Genomic DNA, 17,176 nt, shown 5'->3' on the forward strand with positions numbered 1-17,176 from the left:
GACTCTCACAGTGACTCAGGCGCCCGCTCGCACAGACATCCTCGCGCTTGCCCGCGAGCAAGTGCTCGACCGTGGCGTCGGTCTGAGCGAAGAGCAGGTCCTGGAGGTCCTGCGCCTCGACGACGACCGCCTGGAAGAGCTCCTCGCGCTCGCTCACGACGTGCGGATGAAGTGGTGCGGCCCAGAGGTCGAAGTCGAGGGCATCATCAGCCTCAAGACCGGTGGTTGCCCCGAAGACTGTCACTTCTGCTCGCAGTCGGGACTGTTCCAGTCGCCCGTCCGCGCAGCATGGTTGGACATCCCGAGTCTCGTCGAAGCCGCGAAGCAGACTGCCAAGTCCGGCGCGACGGAGTTCTGCATCGTCGCCGCTGTCCGTGGACCAGACGCACGCCTGCTTGCGCAGGTCGCGGCAGGTATCGAAGCGATCCGCAACGAGGTCGACATCCAGATCGCGTGCTCGCTCGGCATGCTGACCCAAGAGCAGGTCGACCAGCTCGCAGCGATGGGTGTGCACCGCTACAACCACAATCTCGAGACCTCGAAGTCGCATTTCCCGAACGTCGTCACCACGCACTCGTGGGAAGAGCGTTGGGACACGCTGAAAATGGTGCGCGCGGCCGGCATGGAGGTCTGCTGCGGCGGCATCCTCGGCATGGGGGAGAGCCTCGAACAGCGCGCCGAATTCGCCGCCAACTTGGCCGAGTTGGAGCCCGACGAGGTTCCGCTCAACTTCCTCAACCCGCGCCCGGGCACGCCGTTCGGTGACCTCGAGGTGCTCCCTGCGAGCGAGGCGCTGAAGTCGGTCGCCGCGTTCCGCCTCGCATTGCCGCGCACGATCCTGCGTTTCGCCGGTGGTCGCGAAATCACGCTCGGCGATCTCGGCGCCAAGAAGGGCATCCTCGGCGGCATCAACGCCGTCATCGTCGGCAACTACTTGACGACGCTCGGCCGCCCGGCCGAACAGGATCTCGACTTGCTCGGCGAGCTGCAGATGCCGATCAAGGCGCTCAACAGCACCTTGTGACAACATCGATCGGTATGGACGAGCAGTACAACCCGTTCACGGGTCGGCGGATAGTGCCGGGAGTCGACGACGTCGTCCCCGCGGCTGCCGCACTGGGTTTGGAGCCGCCGCGATTCTGTGAACAGTGCGGCCGCCGGATGATCGTTCAGGTGAGTCCGGACGGGTGGTGGGCGAAGTGTTCGCGCCACGGCGTCATCGACTCGGCACACTTGGGGCTTCGTTGACGACTGTCAGTCGCACCGAAATTCGCGCTGCGGCAATCGCCATCGTCGTGTGCGTGGTGGTCGGCGCAGTCGGAGCGCTCGTGTGGGGCTTCGCGGCTCCTCCCGAACACTTGATCGTCGTCGCGCCCGACCGCGGCGCTGCGCTCACCGGCGAGAGCGCCCATCAGTTCGACTCGGTCGCCATCTTCGCGTGCATCGCAGCGGCGATCGGCATCCTCACCGCCGCGGCTGTGTGGCAGTGGCGCGCGGTGCGCGGGCCAGTTCTTTTCGCCGGCTTGCTTATCGGTTCCGGCGCTGGCGCGGCCACGATGTACTTCGCCGGTGAACTCGTCGCCCGGCTGCGTTTCCCGCACGTCGACTCACCAGCCGTCGACCAGATCATCGCCGTCGCACCGACTGTCGGCACCTACGTCGTCCTGCTCGTCGCGCCGCTGTTGACGAGCTTCACGGTCCTGGTGATGGCGGCGGTGAGCCCTCGCGACGATCTCGGGGCGGACGTATCTCCGGCGCCGCAAGCCGCCGAGCTGGCCGACCAACCCTCGTGAGGTGTTAGGTGCGCGGGCGGAAGGCGGCGAATTCGTCGGTGACGCGGATGGCGGAATCGGTGAATCGATAGAGCGCCGCGGGCCTGCCGCCTGCGCGGCCGGGGGAGGCTGTCGTTCCGGTGGGCATGAGGACCTTGCGGCGGTTGAGGACTCGCTGCAGGTTGGTCGCGTCGACGTCGTAACCGAGGGCAGCGCAGTAGATTTCACGCAACGTCGACATGGCGAACTCGCGAGGGGCGAGCGCGAATGCGATGTTGGTGTAGGAAAGCTTGGCTGCCAAGCGAACTCGGGCGTGATCGACGACGATGCCGTGGTCGAACGACATCTCCGGAAGTCGGGACACGGGATGCCAGGCGGTGTCGTCGGGCAGGGTCGGGTCCGTCGTGAGCGGGACGAGGCCGAGGAAGGTCGAGGCGATCCGGCGCGGACCAGGTACCCGTTTGGGGTCGCTGAAGACGGACAGCTGCTCCAAGTGCGCCACGTCGCGGACGTCGACCTTTTCCGCCAGTTGCCGACGTGCGGACGACGTCAGGTCTTCTTCGTCGCGCAGCGTTCCGCCGGGCAGCGACCACGTGCCTTTCTGGGGATCCAGCGCGCGTTGCCATAGCAGAACCGCAAGCTCCGGTCCGCCGTCGAAGTGACGAACTTGGAACACCGCGGTGAGCGATTCATGAATGGTGCTACTATGAAGCATGTTTTCGATCATAAGTCGAAAACCTCGAATATGCGAACCGGGCCTTGCTCCTAGGGACGCAGGGAAGGAGCCGACAATGGCTACAACTTTGCTGGAAGCTCAGATCCACAACGGACCTGGCGGGTATTCGGGTGTGAGCGGTACACCCGAATGGGCGAGTGAGGTCAAGCGGCTCGCGCGTGAGCGCAACGCCACGATTTTGGCGCACAACTATCAGCTCCCGGAGATTCAGGACGTCGCGGACCATGTCGGCGATTCCCTGGCGCTGTCGAGAATTGCTGCAGAAGCCTCCGAAGACACCATCGTCTTCTGCGGTGTGCACTTCATGGCCGAGACCGCCAAGATTCTGAGCCCGACCAAAACGGTGCTGATCCCGGATGCGCGGGCAGGTTGCTCGTTGGCGGATTCGATCACCGCCGACGATCTGCGAGCCTGGAAAGCGGACTATCCGGACGCGGTCGTCGTCTCCTACGTCAACACCACCGCCGAGGTGAAGGCGCTCACCGACATCTGCTGCACGTCGTCCAATGCGGTCGACGTCGTCGCATCTGTCGATCCCGATCGCGATGTGCTGTTCCTGCCGGACCAGTTCCTCGGCGCTCACGTCAAGCGCATCACCGGTCGCAAGAACCTGCACATCTGGGCGGGCGAGTGCCACGTGCACGCAGGGATCAACGGCGACGAGCTGACGGCCCAGGCCATGAGCCACCCGGATGCCGAGCTGTTCGTGCACCCCGAATGCGGTTGCGCCACGTCTGCTCTGTATCTGGCGGGCGAAGGTGCGTTCCCGGCGGACCGAGTGCACATCCTCTCGACCGGCGGCATGATCGACGCTGCGCGCGTTGCCAAGTCGAAGCAAGTGCTGGTCGCGACCGAGGTCGGCATGCTGCACCAGCTCCGCAAGGCGGCGCCTGGCATCGACTTCCAGGCCGTCAACGACCGCGCATCCTGCAAGTACATGAAGATGATCACCCCGGCCGCGTTGCTGCGGTGCCTGATCGAAGGCAAGGACGAGGTGCACGTCGATCCCGAGATCGCGAAGGCAGCCAGCAAATCGGTCCAGCGGATGATCGAGATCGGTACCCCGGGCGGAGGGGAGTGAGCACACCGGCGGGGGCTGGGGTGTCGTGGGAGGCCGAAGCTGACCTCATCGTGATCGGCGGCGGCGTGGCGGGTTTGACCGCCGCGCGCGCCGCGTCACGGCGGGGGCTGCGGGTGCTGACCGTGAGCAAAGGCGGTCCGACCGATACGTCGACGCAGTACGCGCAAGGTGGCATCGCAGTCGTTGCGCCGAAAGGTGATTCGGTCGCGTCGCATGTGCGCGACACGGTCGAGGCCGGCGCCGGACTCTGTGACGTCGATGCCGTTCGGTCCATCGTGTCCGGTGGCAAGCAAGCGATTTCGGCGCTGACCGATCTGGGCGCGGTGTTCGACCTCGGGCGCGACGGCAAGGTGTCGCGCACCCGCGAGGGCGGTCACAGCACACGCCGGATCATCCATGCCGGTGGCGACGCCACGGGTGCCGAGGTCCAGCGTGCGCTCAATGCTGCGGGAATGCCGGTGCTGTTCGGCACTGCTGCTGCGCGCGTCGTGACCGATGCGGCCGGAGTGCAGGGTTTGATCGTGCTGTCGGACAAGGGCTTCGGCGTGGTTCATTCGCCCGCGGTCCTGCTCGCCACCGGGGGGTTGGGCCAGCTCTTTGCCTGTAGCACCAACCCACCAGGCGCAACGGCGGATGGCGTCGCCCTCGCGCTCGATGCGGGTGCGACTATCGCGGACATCGAGTTCGTGCAGTTCCATCCGACCGTGCTGTACACGCCGGGTGGATTGGGCCGACGCCCGTTGATCAGCGAGGCCGTGCGTGGCGAAGGCGCCAAACTTGTCGATACCGAAGGCAATTCGGTGACCGCGGGAGTGCACCCTCGTGGTGACCTCGCGCCGCGCGACGTCGTGTCGAAGGCGATCGCGGCCCGCATGCGCGATCTCGGCACCGATCACGTGTTCTTGGACGCGCGCTCGATCGGAGGCTTCGCGCAACGCTTTCCGACGATCACCGCGTCCTGCCTGGCGGCGGGAATCGACCCGACTCAGCAGCTGATCCCCGTCGCCCCTGCTGCGCACTATCAGTGCGGTGGGGTGGTCACCGACGTCCACGGCCGGACCGGTATTGCCGGCCTGTACGCCGCCGGCGAAGTCGCGCGGACCGGTCTCCACGGAGCAAATCGGTTGGCCTCCAACAGCTTGCTGGAAGGTCTCGTCGTCGGCGAGCGTGCTGGTGCGGCTGCAGCCGAACGACGCGATGTGCGTCCGACGATCACCGACGTCGCACCCTGGACCTCGCCGCGCCTCGACCGGTCGATCGTGCAGACGGTGATGACCGAACACGCTTCCGTCGTCCGTGACGAATCTGGACTGGCTGCGGCCATCGACGCGCTGAGCGTGGCGCCGCAGGTCGAGTCGACAGATGCTGCGGCACTGGAAGATTCGGCACTGACCGTCACGGCGCGAGCGTTGGTGCTCGCAGCCTCGGCACGGGTGGAAAGCCGCGGCTGCCATACCCGCTCGGACTATCCCGACACCGACGAAGCGCAGCGCCACAGCATCGAGTTACGGCTGTCGGACGGCGGCGAACTGATTGCGTCGGCACAGAATCTGACAGGAGTGCGCTGACATGCTGGACGAGCACTTGAATCTCGACGAAGTTCTCCGGGTGATTCGCACCGGCCTCGACGAGGACCTGCGGTACGGACCGGACGTGACGACGACGGCGACCGTATCCGCCGATGCCGTTGCCAAGGCGTCCGTCGTATCGCGTGAGGACGGCACGGTCGCGGGGATCGACGTGGGCCTCTTGGTGTTCGACGAGGTGATCGGCGCGGGTAACTACGAGGTCGTCGAACGCGTGGCCGACGGCACCCGCGTCACGAAGGGCACCGCGGTCCTGACGGTCGTCGCGCCGACGCGTGAGCTACTGACCGCCGAGCGGACGATGCTCAACCTGCTGTGCCACCTGTCCGGCATTGCGACCGCGACCGCCCGATGGGTCGACGCCGTGGAGGGCACGTCGTGCAAGATTCGCGACACACGAAAGACGTTGCCGGGCCTGCGCGCACTCGAGAAGTACGCGGTCCGGATGGGCGGGGGAGTCAACCACCGCATGGGCCTCGGCGATGCCGCGCTGATCAAGGACAACCACGTCGTCGCGGCGGGTTCGGTGGTCGCGGCGCTCGAAGCGGTCCGGGCGGCGCGTCCGGATATCGCGTGTGAGGTCGAGGTCGACAGCATCGAGCAACTCGACGCTGTGTTGGCGCAGAACGTGGAACTCGTTCTGCTGGACAACTTCCCGCTATGGCAGACGCAAACTGCCGTGCAACGTCGAAACGCGAACGCGCCGCAGACGAAGCTGGAATCGTCGGGCGGACTGAGCCTCGATGTCGCCGCGGAATACGCCCGCACCGGCGTCGACTACCTCGCAGTCGGTGCGTTGACCCACTCGGTGAAGGTCCTCGACCTCGGCCTCGATATGTGACGAGTTAGAAGCCCCAACCCATTTCGGCGGCACGGTCGGTCTGGAAGGCCAGGTCGAATACGCGCAGCGTCTCGGAATCCTTGGCCCACAGGCGGTGTGCGGCCGCCAAAACACGAGCACGATGCGCGCCGAGGTAGAGGCTGCCGAGGACGGCCAAGTCCAGCGACACCTGTGCGGGCGCTTCGGTGCGGACGCAGCGCGCCTTGCCGTCGGCGACCGTCAGCGCGAAAGTGCCTCCCGCGTCGAGGAATCCGTCGCGAACCTCGACGACGACGTCGAGGTCGGCCGAATACGTCCGGGCTTCCAGTGCGGCAGGCACGTCCATGATCCGTACCCACAACGCATCCTCGCGCTCGTCCACCTCGACCAGCCGGCTGTCGGTGAGCATGTACTGCAACGGATCTTCCGGACTCTGGACTGCCTCGACATAGGTCACGAGATCGAGGCTCAGCAGAATTCGCCACAGCGCGGCGTGCGCGTCCGCAGTGACCGCGCGGAACTCGAACACACGCGCAATTCCTTCGTTGTCCTTCGTCCGCCGAGCGAACAGCGCATAACCGTCGCGATGAACGATCGCATAGGGCGGCGTCGAACCAGGTTTGTCGGCGTTGGCGAGGTAGCGGTCGAGCATTGCCTTCGGTCGGACCTGCGCACCCGGCGTCAGCGCCTGCCAACGCTCGTAGATGGCGGGAACGAGCTCGGTCGCCTCGGCGACCGACACCACGCGGACGCCGCCCGGGTCGGGCACGCCCGCATGCATTTTCGCGAGGCGGCGATCGATCCTGACCCGAGATTCGATGGTCGCCGCGCCGTACCCGAACCTGCCGTAAATGCTGGCCTCGCTCGCCGTGAGCAGCGCCAACGGCACACCGGACGCGGCGATGCGCTTGTGCTGCTCGGTGAACATGGCGCGCAGCAGCCCTCTGCGTCGATGCGTCGGCGCGACCGCGACGAGTGAGATTCCTCGACCGGTGAGCTGGGCGCCACCGGGAACGGTCGTCGTCATCGGGAGGTCCATCGTCTGCCCCACGACGGAACCGGTGTCCGTCGCGACGACCATGCTGTCGCCGATCTCGCCACTCCACGCCGCCAGGACTTCGTCGGAAGAGCGGTGCCCGAAAGCGAACTCGAACAGCCGGGTTGCGGCCGGCCAGTCGTCGAGAGTTCCGGGTCGGATCGTGACTGCATTCACTCCTATGTGAATACCATCGCCTTGTCGTCGAGGCCACCGAATTTCAGCGTCACGATGTCGAGGGCGTAGTTCTGATACAGCCGCCATGGTCGGTGTGAGCCTTGTTGGGGAAATTTGTCGACCGCCCGCTGGACGTAGCCCGAGGAGAAGTCGATGATCGGCATCGGTGTGACGGCTGGATCGATATTGGCGGCAACGGCTTTTCGATAACCGTGTTCGTCCATGTGATTGAGGAGCCGGCAGACGTATTCGCACGTGAGGTCGCATTTCAGCGTCCACGACGCATTCGTGTAGCCCATCGCGAACGCCGCGTTGGGAACGCCGCTCAACATCATTCCCTTGTAGGCCAACGACTTCGGCAGATCGACCGGCTCGCCGTCGACCGTCGCCGCCAGACCGCCCATCGGGATCAAGTCCAGACCGGTTGCGGTGACGATGATGTCGGCGTCGAGCTTCGCTCCGGACTGCAACGCGATGCCTGTCTCGGTGAACGTGTCGATGTGATCGGTGACTACCGACGCCTTGCCACTGCGGATCGCCTTGAAGAGGTCACCGCGAGGGACGAGGCACATCCGCTGATCCCACGGGTTGTAACTCGGCTTGAAGTGCTTGTCGACATCGAAGTCCGGACCGAGTTGCGCCGCAACACCTTTGCGGATGAACTTCTTCACCAGCTCGGGCCGCCGTCGGCTGATCTGGAAGAAGAACGTCGCAATCGACACATTCTTCCAACGAGAGACTGCATATGCCGCCTTCGCAGGAAAGAGCCGCCGGAGCCGGTCGGCAGTCTTGTCGCGGTTCGGCACGGACATGACGTAGCTGGGGGAGCGCTGCAGCATCGTCACGTGCTCGGCGGTCTCGGCCATCGCCGGAACAAGCGTCACTGCCGTTGCGCCGCTGCCGATGACGACGACGCGCTTTCCGGCGTAGTCGAGGTCTTCGGGCCAGTGCTGTGGGTGGACGATCGTGCCACCGAATCGCTCCCGGCCGGCGAACTCGGGTGTGTAGCCCGCGCGGTAGTCGTAGTAGCCGCTGCACATGAAGAGGAAGTTGCACGTGTACGCGACGACCTCGGACCCGTACTCCGCCGATACAGTCCACAGGCACTCCGCAGACGACCATTCCGCGCGCACCACACGGTGGCCGAAGCGGATGTGGCGCTCGATGTCGCCGTCTTTCGCGGTCTCGCGAACGTAGTCGAGAATATCTGGTCCGTCGGCGATGGACTTGGCGTTCGTCCACGGCCGGAACGAGTAGCCGAGGGTGTACATGTCCGAGTCGGACCGCACACCTGGGTACCGGAACAGGTCCCACGTACCGCCGATCGCGTCGCGCGCTTCGAGGATGGCGTAGGTGCGGCCGGGACATTTCTCCTGCAGATGGTGTGCTGCGCCTATCCCGGAGAGCCCCGCACCGACGATGAGGACGTCGACTGCAATCCCCCCTCGCTCCGCTCGACCGTCGTGTTCCATCAGCCCAACGTAGCGCCAGTATCCTAGTGATGCGTCCTACCAGGGTAGGAGGCACTATACGAAGGGAAACCCATGTCTACCCGGACCGAGCTCACCCGCATCGACCTGCGCGGACGCGCGACGTCGACTGCCGAACTACGCACCGCGTTGCCGCGGGGCGGAGTCGACGTGGACTCGGTATTACATCTGGTCAAGCCGGTCGTCGATGCAATTCGCGAGCGTGGTGCCGAGGCTGCGCTCGAGTTCAGCGAGAAGTTCGACGGCGTCCGACCCGCGTCGGTACGCGTGCCTGCCGCCGAGTTGACGAGGGCGTTGGCCGAGCTCGACCCCGCGGTGCGGACAGCACTCGAGGTCGCGATCGAACGCACCCGCCTCGTGCACGCTGACCAGCGCCGGACCGACACGAAGACCGAGGTGGTCGACGGCGGCACGGTCACCGAACGCTGGGTGCCTGTCGAGCGCGTTGGCCTCTATGTCCCAGGTGGCAATGCGGTCTACCCGTCGAGCGTCGTGATGAACGTGGTTCCCGCCCAGACTGCCGGAGTGGGCTCACTCGTCGTCGCGTCGCCGCCGCAGAAGCAGTTCGGCGGACTGCCACACCCCACCATCCTTGCCGCGGCTGAATTGCTCGGCGTCGAGGAGGTCTGGGCTGTCGGCGGTGCGCAGGCGGTCGCGCTGCTCGCCTATGGCGACGCGGATCTCGAGCCCGTCGACCTCATCACCGGTCCGGGCAACATCTACGTGACGGCGGCGAAGCGACTTTGCCGTGGGCTCGTGGGTATCGACGCCGAAGCCGGACCGACGGAGATCGCGATCCTCGCCGACGCCACCGCAGACCCGGTTCACGTCGCCGCGGACCTGATCAGCCAAGCCGAGCACGATGTTCTCGCCGCGAGCGTGCTCGTGACCGACAGCCCGGAACTGGCTGACGCCGTCGACGATGCCTTGACCGCTCAGCTCACGATCACCAAGCACCACGACAGAGTGGCAACCGCATTGGCCGGCAGCCAGTCCGGCGTCGTGTTGGTCGACACCATCGACGAAGGCCTGCGTGTCGTCAACGCTTATGCGGCCGAGCACCTCGAGATTCAGACGGCCGACGCGAGCGCGGTCGCGGCTCGAGTGCGTAGTGCCGGAGCGATTTTCGTCGGTCCGTGGTCGCCGGTGTCCCTCGGTGATTACTGCGCCGGGTCGAACCACGTGCTCCCGACTGCAGGCTGCGCACGGCACTCGTCCGGACTGTCGGTCCAGACGTTCCTGCGCGGCATCCACGTCGTCGACTACTCGGAAGCGGCGCTGAAAGAGGTGTCGGGGCACGTGATCACGCTCGCCAATGCCGAGGATCTCCCGGCGCACGGCGAAGCGGTCCGGTTGCGGTTCGAGAAGCTCACATGATCGGGGCGAGCGAAGCGACGGGGAATGTCACCGCGCCTGGTTCGAAAATCACCCTCGACGACCTGCCGATTCGCGAAAGTCTGCGTGGCAAAACGCCGTACGGTGCGCCACAGCTGACGGTGCCGGTGCAGCTGAACACCAACGAGAATCCGCATCCGCCGACGAAGGCGCTGATCGACGATGTGGCCGAGTCGATCCGGGCTGCAGCAGCCGACCTGCACCGCTACCCGGACCGCGACGCGGTTGCGCTACGGACCGACCTCGCCGCATATCTGCGGACGCAGACCGGTGCGCCCGTCGAGACCGCGAACGTGTGGGCGGCCAACGGCTCCAACGAGATCCTGCAGCAACTACTGCAGGCCTTCGGCGGTCCGGGCCGGACCGCACTGGGGTTCGTACCGTCGTACTCGATGCACCCGATCATCTCGACGGGGATCAACACCGAGTGGGTGGAAGCCAAACGCAGCGCGGATTTCTCGCTGGATGTCGACTACGCCGTCACCGCGATTCATGAGCGCAAACCCGATGTCGTCTTCGTGACGAGTCCCAACAACCCGACGGGACACAGCATTCCGTTGGAATCGCTCGAAGCGATCCTCGACGCGACCCCAGGCATCGTCGTCCTCGACGAGGCGTACGGCGAGTTTTCTGCAGCGCCGAGTGCGATCACCCTTATCGACAAGTACCCGACGAAACTCGTTGTATCGAGAACCATGAGCAAGGCCTTCGCGTTTGCGGGCGGTCGGCTCGGGTATCTGGTTGCGGCACCCGCGGTGATCGACGCGATGTTGTTGGTCCGGCTGCCGTACCACCTGTCGGTCGTGACGCAGGCCGCCGCGCGCGCGGCATTGCGGCATGCCGACGAAACCCTCGCCAGCGTCGCCGAATTGGCTGCCCAGCGCGACCGAGTCGCGGCAGCACTGACGGAGGCCGGATTCGACGTCGTCCCCAGCGACGCCAACTTCATCCTCTTCGGCCGCTTCACCGACGCTCCGCGAGCGTGGCAGCACTATCTCGACGAGGGCGTGTTGATCCGCGACGTCGGCATTCCCGGATATTTGCGTGCAACCATTGGCTTGGCGGCCGAGAATGACGAGTTGCTACGTGTGAGTGAGAAATTGACAGCTACCGAGTTGGAGCAATGATGGCCCGCACTGCGCGGATCGAGCGCACGACCAAGGAATCGAACATCGTCGTCGAGTTGAACCTCGACGGCACGGGCAAGGTCGACATCTCCACCGGCGTGCCGTTTTTCGACCACATGCTCACCGCACTCGGTTCCCACGCCAGCTTCGACCTCACGGTGAAAGCCAAGGGCGACATCGAGATCGAGGCGCACCACACTGTCGAGGACACTGCGATCGTCCTTGGTCAGGCGCTAGGTCAAGCGTTGGGGGACAAGGTCGGAATCCGGCGGTTCGGTGACGCCTACATCCCGATGGACGAGACCCTCGTCCACGCCGCCGTCGACGTATCGGGCCGGCCGTACTGCGTCCACACCGGCGAGCCGGATCACCTGCTGCATGCCGTCATCGCAGGCGAGCCTGGTGCGCCGTACTCGACGGTCATCAACCGCCACGTCTTCGAATCGATCGCACTGAATGCGCGCATCGCCCTGCACGTTCGGGTGCTCTACGGCCGCGATCAGCACCACATCACCGAAGCCGAATACAAAGCCGTCGCTCGCGCATTGCGCGCCGCCGTCGAGCCGGACCCGCGGGTCCACGGGGTGCCGTCCACCAAGGGCACGCTCTAACTCGTGCCACGCTCGTTTCGGTGGTTGCTTATCCTATTCGTAGCCACGATCGTGGGGTGGACACTCCTCCTTCCTGTTGTGCCGCTGGCACTTTCCCTCGCGGGGGAGTCCGATGCGATCGCGGGTGCTAGCACAGCCATCTTCATGGCGACGACGGTCTTGGCGCAGCTGCTGACGCCGAAAGCTCTGCGGCGGTGGGGATATCGCCTCGTACTCGCCGTGGGCCTTGCCTTGCTCGGTGTGCCTGCGCTCGCGTTTCTCGCCTTCACCGATGCCGTTCCCGTTCTTGCGATCTCAGCGGTGCGGGGCGTCGGATTCGGGCTGCTGACCGTGGCGGCCAACGCGATGGTCGCCGAAATCGCGCCGCCGCAGCTGCTCGGTCGGGCCGGTGCGGCAGTCGGAATCACGTCGGCCGCTACCCAAACGGTCTGCCTGCCAGCTGGGTTGGCGTTGGCGGAATTCTCGTCGACCACTCCGGTGTTCTTGATCGGCGCGTTGATCCCGACCGCTGGAATTGCGTGCGTGCTGCTGCTTCCACCGGTCACGCGGGAACCGTCGGACATCGCACAGACCAAGGCGCGGCTGCCCTGGTCCGTTTTGCTCGCTCCGGTCTTGGCGATGGCCGTCATGTCCGCGGCGTTCGGCGGGTTCTCGAGTCTCGTCCCGATCGCGACCCTGGGGATCGCGAATGCCGCGACTCTGGCGTTGGTCGTCGCCAGCGCGGCGCTGGTCGCGGGCCGATTCGTCGGTGGCCGAAGTGTCGACCGACTTGGCCCAAGTCGGCTCCTGTTGCCATCGTTGCTCGTCGCCGCCGCTGGTTTGGGCGGCATTGCGCTGGGCTTTCACGGCGGGGTCTCGCTGCCGCTGGTGGTCGTCGGCGCCGCCGCGCTCGGCCTGGGTTTCGGGCTCTGTCAGGCAGACTCGCTCGTGACGGTCTTCACCGCCGCCGGGCCGCACCGCCGAGGCGCTGCAAGCGCCGCGTGGAACGTCGCCTACGACGGCGGCACCGGCGCGGGCGCGTTATCGCTCGGCGTGGTCGCGACGGTCTCCGGCTATTCCATCGTCTTCGCCGTTGCGACGGCAGTCGTCCTTGTTGCTGTGCCGTTCACGTTACGTCTGTGACTACCTCCGAGGTCGCTTTCGCCGCGGAGTTCACACGTGAGGTCGGCTCGCCGCCGGGTGCGTACCGACGCCGGTGCGCGGGCTGACTAATCTTGTGGGGTGACAGCTAAGTCGGTGGCCTTACTGGACTACGGTTCGGGCAATTTGCACTCCGCCCAGCGCGCGCTCGTGCGCGCGGGCGCAGACGTCGAGGTCACGGCGGATTTCGACACGGCACTCGCAGCCGACGGACTTGTCGTTCCCGGCGTCGGCGCATTTGCAGCATGTATGGAGGGCCTGCTCGCCGCGCGTGGCGACCGGATCATCGGGCGTCGGCTCGCCGGTGGTCGGCCGGTTCTCGGTATCTGCGTCGGCATGCAGATCCTTTTCGACCGCGGGGTCGAGTTCGGCGTGGAATCCAAGGGGTGCGGCGAATGGCCCGGCACGGTCGACAGGCTGCCTGCGCCGGTGCTCCCGCACATGGGCTGGAACACGGTGACCGCGCCGTCGGATAGCGTGCTGTTTGCCGGTCTCGACGCCGATACCAGGTTCTACTTCGTCCACTCCTACGCTGCGCAGACGTGGGAGCTCCCACCGTCGGAAACTTTGGCTCCGGCGAAGCTGACCTGGGCCGAGCACGGCGGTCCGTTCCTCGCCGCTGTCGAGAACGGCGCGTTGGCGGCCACGCAATTCCATCCCGAAAAATCCGGTGACGCCGGGGCAGTACTTCTACGGAACTGGGTGAACAGCTTGTGACACAACCCGATAGCGGCCCGCCGTTTTCCTACGCGAAGCTGGCGTTTTTCTCGATCGGCGCCGCATCGTTGGTCCTGTTGGTGACGACGTTCCTGGTCGGCTTGCTGCAGGACGCGAACACGTGGGTGTTGCTGGCCGTCGCCCTCGCCGGTGTGTTCGGCGCGATTGCGGCCATGGGCACCGTCGCGACTCGAATGACGAACAAGGCGTTCCCGAAGACTCCCGAGCGCGGCGATCAGCCGCCGACGCAGTAGGGTTTCACCACGTGAGCCTCGTTTTATTGCCTGCCGTCGACGTTGCAAACGGTGAAGCTGTACGTCTTGTCCAAGGAGCTGCCGGCAGCGAAACGAGCTACGGCTCGCCTCGCGACGCCGCCCTGGCGTGGCAGAACGACGGTGCCGAGTGGGTGCACCTCGTCGATCTCGACGCCGCGTTCGGTCGCGGCAGCAACCGTGAGCTCCTCGCCTCAGTCGTCGGTGAACTGGACGTCAAAGTCGAGCTGTCCGGCGGAATCCGCGACGACGAATCGCTGGAAGCCGCGCTTGCCACCGGTTGTGCCCGGGTGAACCTCGGCACCGCCGCGCTCGAAGATCCGCAGTGGTGCGCACGCTCGATTGCAAAGTACGGCGACCGGATTGCCGTCGGTCTCGATGTGCGGATCATCGACGGCGAGCATCGGTTGCGCGGTCGTGGCTGGGTGAGCGACGGCGGTGACTTGTGGGAGGTGCTCGAACGCCTCGATCGCGACGGCTGCACCCGCTACGTGGTCACAGACGTGGGCAAGGACGGCATGCTGACCGGTCCGAACCTCGACCTGTTGCGCGACGTGTGCGCTGCAACAGATGCGCCTGTCATCGCGTCCGGCGGTGTCTCGACCATCGAGGACCTCGTCGCGATCGCCGAGCTAGTGCCCGATGGCGTCGAGGGCTCGATCGTCGGAAAAGCGTTGTACGCGGGACGTTTCACCTTGGTCGAAGCGCTGGCTGCGGTTTCTGCTCGATGAGCCTGACCGCCGAACCCGCTGCGCTGCTTGCGATTGCGAGCGACCTGCTCGACGCTGCGTCAGAGCGGTTCGTCGCGGGCGTCGGTGCACCGAGCGCGGTCCGCAAAGGTCACGACGACTTCGCGACGGAGATCGATCTCGAGCTGGAGCGCACTCTTTCGGCGGAACTGTTGGAGCGCACCGGAATTCCGGTGCACGGCGAGGAGTTCGGCGGTCCGGAGCTCTCGACCGGCACATCGTGGGTGCTCGATCCGATCGACGGGACGTACAACTACTCCGCGGGTCTGCCGCTTGCCGGGATGCTGCTCGCGTTGGTCGACGACGGTCAGCCGGTCCTGGGCCTCACGTGGCTTCCGTTGCTGGGTGAACGGTACAAATCGATGGTCGGCGGTCCTTTGCTGCGCAACGACGTACCGCTGCCGCCACTCGAAACCGCCACTCTCGCAACGTCGATGATCGGCTTCGGTGCCTTCAACGTCGAGAGCCGAGGCGTGATTCCCGGCGACTACCGGCACCAACTGCTCGGCGCGTTGAGCCGCCTGTCGTCGCGTCTCCGCATGCACGGGTCGACCGGCGTCGACCTTGCCTACACCGCAGCCGGCGTGCTCGGCGGCGCAGTGGTGTTCGGACATCACCCGTGGGACAACGCCGCGGGTGTAGCGCTGGTCCGGGCTGCCGGTGGCGTCGTCACCGACCTTGCCGGCGAGCCGTGGTCGATCTCGTCGCGGTCCGTGCTGGCTGCTGCACCGGGCGTGCATGAGGATCTGTTGGAAATCGTGAATGCGGAGGTGTCCGCGTGACGGGGCGAGCGAAGCGACGGGGGAAACAATGACAGTCGCGGTGCGAGTGATCCCATGCCTCGATGTCGACGCGGGACGTGTCGTCAAAGGTGTCAACTTCGAAAATCTGCGTGACGCAGGCGATCCCGTCGAGCTGGCAGCCATCTACGACGCGCAAGGTGCAGACGAGCTGACCTTCCTCGACGTCACCGCATCGACGTCGGACCGAGGCACGATGATCGACGTCGTCACCCGGACCGCCGAGCAGGTTTTCATCCCGCTGACCGTGGGCGGGGGAGTGCGCAGCGTCGAAGACGTGGACCGACTGTTGCGGGCAGGTGCCGACAAGGTGTCGGTCAACACCGCAGCGATCGCGCGCCCGGAGTTGTTGCGCGAGTTGAGCGAACGGTTCGGCTCGCAATGCATCGTGCTGTCTGTCGATGCGCGCACCGTGCCGGAAGGTCAGGAGCCGACGCCGTCGGGCTGGGAAGTGACGACGCATGGCGGTAAGCGAGGGACCGGCATCGATGCGGTCGAGTGGGCGTTGCGCGGCGCGGAATTGGGCGTCGGCGAAATCCTGCTCAACTCGATGGACGCCGATGGCACCAAGGCGGGCTTCGACCTGCAGATGATCCGCGCGGTCCGGGCGGCGGTGCACGTTCCGGTCATCGCGAGCGGCGGCGCTGGGACGATCGAGCACTTCGCCCCCGCCGTCGAAGCCGGCGCCGATGCGGTGCTCGCGGCCAGCGTCTTCCACTTCGGTGATCTGCGCATATCGGACGTCAAGAACGCCATGCGCGCCGAGGGAATCATCGTCCGCTAGCCCGCGCACGCGGCGACTTCGAGGGTCCGCTCGTGGCCGGCTGCTCGGTTGCCTTCGGCATCTATTGCCTCGACGTTCCATGTCACGGCGCCGGGGTCGGCAAACGGACCCAGCGATGCGGTCCACTCGTCGGGTCCCCAGATCATGTCGATGGAGTTGAGCGCTCCTGCCGGCTCGGTCCAGGTGAGGCGCACTGAGGCGGCCTTGGGAACGCTCGCCCGCACCGGTGCTGCCGTCGGCCCGCAGTCGCCGGTGTAGACGACTGGTTCCGCGGCCGATTGGTACTCGATGACCGGTGGCGTGCGGTCGATCGCGAGCGCTCTCGTCGACGTGGCCTCTGTCGGCGTCATGCGTGTCGTGTGGTCTTCGCGCTTGCCGTTGGGGGCGAGCGCAATAGCTGCACCAGCACCGATGAGCAGTGCGGTGACGCTGACGACGGCAGCGGTAGTTCGAAACCTGGTCACGTCACCTCGCAAGCTCGTCGGCATGGACGACGACGTTATCGCGTAGCGCGCCCCGTTACGCTGAAGGCATGAGCCTCGACCCCGCAATCGCGTCCCGCCTCAAGCGCAACGACGCCGGACTGTTCGCTGCGGTCGCGCAGGAGAAGGCCACCGGTGATGTGCTGATGATGGCCTGGATGGACGACGAGGCGCTCGCTCGCACCCTCGAAACCCGCAGCGCCACTTATTATTCGCGCTCGCGTCAGCAGTACTGGACGAAGGGTGAGACGTCCGGCCACACGCAGTACGTCCACGAGGTCAGGCTCGATTGCGACGGCGACACCGTGCTCCTGATCGTCGACCAGGTCGGTGCCGCCTGCCACACCGGAACGCACACCTGCTTCGACGCGGACGTGCTGCTCGCGCCGAAGCAGGTCTGA

Annotated in this window: 20 protein-coding genes; 16 read left to right on the forward strand and 4 right to left on the reverse strand. The window is 65.9% G+C overall.

Annotation, left to right across the window (positions count from 1 at the left end):
• The first annotated feature begins 10 nt into the window (after nucleotides 1–10).
• The 3 genes from bioB to FGL95_RS07885 are packed head-to-tail and all read left to right on the forward strand — an operon-like array spanning nucleotide 11 to nucleotide 1,793.
• Entirely contained in the window at nucleotides 11–1,024 is a 1,014-nt protein-coding gene (gene bioB, locus FGL95_RS07875; protein WP_169585650.1) for a biotin synthase BioB, read from the forward strand.
• Between the two features lie 14 nt (nucleotides 1,025–1,038).
• On the forward strand, nucleotides 1,039–1,248 hold the full coding sequence (gene bsaP / locus FGL95_RS07880) for a biotin synthase auxiliary protein BsaP (protein WP_206071683.1): 210 nt from the start codon (nucleotides 1,039–1,041) through the stop codon (nucleotides 1,246–1,248).
• On the forward strand, nucleotides 1,245–1,793 hold the full coding sequence (locus tag FGL95_RS07885) for a DUF2567 domain-containing protein (RefSeq protein ID WP_169585652.1): 549 nt from the start codon (nucleotides 1,245–1,247) through the stop codon (nucleotides 1,791–1,793). The genes bsaP and FGL95_RS07885 overlap by 4 nt, the downstream gene beginning before the upstream one ends.
• Before the next feature lie 4 nt (nucleotides 1,794–1,797).
• Here the strand turns inward: FGL95_RS07885 and FGL95_RS07890 are convergent, their stop codons facing one another.
• The gene (locus FGL95_RS07890) at nucleotides 1,798–2,487 is read right to left on the reverse strand and encodes an NUDIX hydrolase (RefSeq protein WP_169585653.1); all 690 of its coding nucleotides are present in this window, start codon (nucleotides 2,485–2,487) and stop codon (nucleotides 1,798–1,800) included.
• Between the two features lie 76 nt (nucleotides 2,488–2,563).
• Here FGL95_RS07890 and nadA point away from each other — a divergent pair, with 76 nt between their 5' ends.
• Genes nadA through nadC form a run of 3 tightly spaced genes read left to right on the forward strand, consistent with a single transcriptional unit; the run spans nucleotide 2,564 to nucleotide 6,016 of the window.
• A complete protein-coding gene (gene nadA, locus FGL95_RS07895) occupies nucleotides 2,564–3,589 on the forward strand; it encodes a quinolinate synthase NadA (RefSeq protein ID WP_169585654.1) in 1,026 nt (341 codons plus the stop codon).
• A complete protein-coding gene (locus tag FGL95_RS07900; protein WP_169585655.1) occupies nucleotides 3,586–5,157 on the forward strand; it encodes an L-aspartate oxidase in 1,572 nt (523 codons plus the stop codon). The genes nadA and FGL95_RS07900 overlap by 4 nt, the downstream gene beginning before the upstream one ends.
• Before the next feature lies 1 nt (nucleotide 5,158).
• Nucleotides 5,159–6,016: a carboxylating nicotinate-nucleotide diphosphorylase gene (gene nadC, locus FGL95_RS07905; protein ID WP_169585656.1), complete on the forward strand. Its 858-nt coding sequence runs from the start codon at nucleotides 5,159–5,161 to the stop codon at nucleotides 6,014–6,016.
• 4 nt (nucleotides 6,017–6,020) lie between these two features.
• On the opposite strand, the gene FGL95_RS07910 is transcribed toward nadC, so the two are convergent.
• Nucleotides 6,021–7,208, reverse strand: coding sequence for a GNAT family N-acetyltransferase (locus FGL95_RS07910; RefSeq protein WP_338079754.1), 1,188 nt, complete (start codon nucleotides 7,206–7,208; stop codon nucleotides 6,021–6,023).
• Between the two features lie 2 nt (nucleotides 7,209–7,210).
• Complete coding sequence (locus FGL95_RS07915; protein ID WP_169585658.1) at nucleotides 7,211–8,680, reverse strand: flavin-containing monooxygenase; 1,470 nt, start codon at nucleotides 8,678–8,680, stop codon at nucleotides 7,211–7,213.
• A 72-nt stretch (nucleotides 8,681–8,752) separates the two neighbouring features.
• Here FGL95_RS07915 and hisD point away from each other — a divergent pair, with 72 nt between their 5' ends.
• The 9 genes from hisD (at nucleotide 8,753) to hisF (ending at nucleotide 16,293) form a co-directional block, all read left to right on the forward strand.
• Complete coding sequence (gene hisD / locus FGL95_RS07920) at nucleotides 8,753–10,075, forward strand: histidinol dehydrogenase (protein WP_169585659.1); 1,323 nt, start codon at nucleotides 8,753–8,755, stop codon at nucleotides 10,073–10,075.
• Nucleotides 10,072–11,220 carry a histidinol-phosphate transaminase gene (locus tag FGL95_RS07925; protein ID WP_169585660.1) on the forward strand — a complete coding sequence of 383 codons (1,149 nt, stop codon included), beginning with the start codon at nucleotides 10,072–10,074 and terminating at the stop codon, nucleotides 11,218–11,220. Before hisD ends, FGL95_RS07925 begins: the two co-directional genes overlap by 4 nt.
• The gene (gene hisB / locus FGL95_RS07930; protein WP_169585661.1) at nucleotides 11,217–11,831 is read left to right on the forward strand and encodes an imidazoleglycerol-phosphate dehydratase HisB; all 615 of its coding nucleotides are present in this window, start codon (nucleotides 11,217–11,219) and stop codon (nucleotides 11,829–11,831) included. The genes FGL95_RS07925 and hisB overlap by 4 nt, the downstream gene beginning before the upstream one ends.
• A 3-nt stretch (nucleotides 11,832–11,834) precedes the next feature.
• On the forward strand, nucleotides 11,835–12,953 hold the full coding sequence (locus tag FGL95_RS07935; protein ID WP_338079755.1) for an MFS transporter: 1,119 nt from the start codon (nucleotides 11,835–11,837) through the stop codon (nucleotides 12,951–12,953).
• Nucleotides 12,954–13,052: 99 nt separating this feature from the next.
• Nucleotides 13,053–13,688 carry an imidazole glycerol phosphate synthase subunit HisH gene (gene hisH / locus FGL95_RS07940; RefSeq protein WP_169585662.1) on the forward strand — a complete coding sequence of 212 codons (636 nt, stop codon included), beginning with the start codon at nucleotides 13,053–13,055 and terminating at the stop codon, nucleotides 13,686–13,688.
• On the forward strand, nucleotides 13,685–13,942 hold the full coding sequence (locus FGL95_RS07945) for a hypothetical protein (RefSeq protein WP_169585663.1): 258 nt from the start codon (nucleotides 13,685–13,687) through the stop codon (nucleotides 13,940–13,942). The genes hisH and FGL95_RS07945 overlap by 4 nt, the downstream gene beginning before the upstream one ends.
• Before the next feature lie 11 nt (nucleotides 13,943–13,953).
• Nucleotides 13,954–14,691, forward strand: coding sequence for a bifunctional 1-(5-phosphoribosyl)-5-((5-phosphoribosylamino)methylideneamino)imidazole-4-carboxamide isomerase/phosphoribosylanthranilate isomerase PriA (gene priA, locus FGL95_RS07950; protein WP_169585664.1), 738 nt, complete (start codon nucleotides 13,954–13,956; stop codon nucleotides 14,689–14,691).
• Entirely contained in the window at nucleotides 14,688–15,491 is an 804-nt protein-coding gene (locus FGL95_RS07955; protein ID WP_169585665.1) for an inositol monophosphatase family protein, read from the forward strand. The genes priA and FGL95_RS07955 overlap by 4 nt, the downstream gene beginning before the upstream one ends.
• Before the next feature lie 28 nt (nucleotides 15,492–15,519).
• Nucleotides 15,520–16,293: an imidazole glycerol phosphate synthase subunit HisF gene (gene hisF / locus FGL95_RS07960; protein ID WP_169585666.1), complete on the forward strand. Its 774-nt coding sequence runs from the start codon at nucleotides 15,520–15,522 to the stop codon at nucleotides 16,291–16,293.
• On the opposite strand, the gene FGL95_RS07965 is transcribed toward hisF, so the two are convergent.
• Nucleotides 16,290–16,781, reverse strand: coding sequence for a hypothetical protein (locus FGL95_RS07965; RefSeq protein WP_169585667.1), 492 nt, complete (start codon nucleotides 16,779–16,781; stop codon nucleotides 16,290–16,292). The genes hisF and FGL95_RS07965 overlap by 4 nt on opposite strands.
• Before the next feature lie 44 nt (nucleotides 16,782–16,825).
• Between FGL95_RS07965 and hisI the strand changes: the two genes are divergently transcribed.
• A complete protein-coding gene (gene hisI, locus FGL95_RS07970) occupies nucleotides 16,826–17,176 on the forward strand; it encodes a phosphoribosyl-AMP cyclohydrolase (protein WP_169585668.1) in 351 nt (116 codons plus the stop codon).

This window comes from Antrihabitans stalactiti (assembly GCF_012932915.1).
GTDB lineage: Bacteria > Actinomycetota > Actinomycetes > Mycobacteriales > Mycobacteriaceae > Antrihabitans > Antrihabitans stalactiti.

Bases quoted from the DNA above. Each gene is read 5' to 3' on its own strand.
- bsaP (WP_206071683.1), top strand. From the start codon at position 1,039: ATGGACGAGCAGTACAACCCGTTCACGGGTCGGCGGATAGTGCCGGGA.
- FGL95_RS07890 (WP_169585653.1), bottom strand. From the start codon at position 2,487: ATGCTTCATAGTAGCACCATTCATGAATCGCTCACCGCGGTGTTCCAA.
- nadA (WP_169585654.1), top strand. From the start codon at position 2,564: ATGGCTACAACTTTGCTGGAAGCTCAGATCCACAACGGACCTGGCGGG.
- nadC (WP_169585656.1), top strand. From the start codon at position 5,159: ATGCTGGACGAGCACTTGAATCTCGACGAAGTTCTCCGGGTGATTCGC.
- FGL95_RS07915 (WP_169585658.1), bottom strand. From the start codon at position 8,680: ATGGAACACGACGGTCGAGCGGAGCGAGGGGGGATTGCAGTCGACGTC.
- hisD (WP_169585659.1), top strand. From the start codon at position 8,753: ATGTCTACCCGGACCGAGCTCACCCGCATCGACCTGCGCGGACGCGCG.
- FGL95_RS07925 (WP_169585660.1), top strand. From the start codon at position 10,072: ATGATCGGGGCGAGCGAAGCGACGGGGAATGTCACCGCGCCTGGTTCG.
- hisB (WP_169585661.1), top strand. From the start codon at position 11,217: ATGATGGCCCGCACTGCGCGGATCGAGCGCACGACCAAGGAATCGAAC.
- FGL95_RS07955 (WP_169585665.1), top strand. From the start codon at position 14,688: ATGAGCCTGACCGCCGAACCCGCTGCGCTGCTTGCGATTGCGAGCGAC.
- hisF (WP_169585666.1), top strand. From the start codon at position 15,520: ATGACAGTCGCGGTGCGAGTGATCCCATGCCTCGATGTCGACGCGGGA.
- FGL95_RS07965 (WP_169585667.1), bottom strand. From the start codon at position 16,781: ATGCCGACGAGCTTGCGAGGTGACGTGACCAGGTTTCGAACTACCGCT.
- hisI (WP_169585668.1), top strand. From the start codon at position 16,826: ATGAGCCTCGACCCCGCAATCGCGTCCCGCCTCAAGCGCAACGACGCC.